The 623-nt window shown below is 45.7% G+C and carries 1 pseudogene; it reads left to right on the top strand.

The features are described 5' to 3' along the window. A pseudogene (locus R8O11_RS28955) lies at positions 1-623 on the top strand (protein BatD); the annotation flags it as partial.

The following is a 623-nucleotide window of genomic DNA, read 5'->3' on the forward strand; positions in this document are numbered from 1 at the left end:
TAATCATGACGGTAAAACAAGTGCTGATCCCAACAGAAGCAGGCGAATTCACGCTGCCAGGCTACACACTGAATTGGGGGGACAGTAAAAGCGATGAAGCAAAGCAGGCAAACTTGTCTGAGCTAAAACTGAATGTGGAACAAAGCGATGCAGGCTTGATTACCTTACCTGAAACCGCGCTTCCTATACCAACCGTTTCAAATGCAGCTCCTGCCCAACAAAATGGCGTCGATAAACTCTGGCAAACGCTCACTTTTGTTTTTGCAGGCTTGTGGATTCTTACTTCCGCAATTGCATTCGTCATTTGGAAAAAGCGTCCTGTTGCTTCCACAGAACCATTGTCGGCATCAGAAAAACCACTTTGCGTTGAAGCGTTGAAACGCATCATTAATGAAGGCGACGAAGCGAAAATCGAACGCTCAGTAAACGAGTACTTGAGTACCCATCGTGACCGACTAAATCCCGAAGATGTTCAAGCGGTCAAACTCGAACTCGATGCCATGAACAGAGCACGTTTTAGTCCAAATCAACAGCCATGGAGTCACAAAGTCCTGTTGGAAAAAGTGCAAAAACTGGCCAAGGCCAAACGTGACAAATCTAGCCACCAGCTAGAAAAACTATAA

This window comes from Vibrio sp. 1288, from assembly GCF_033344475.1.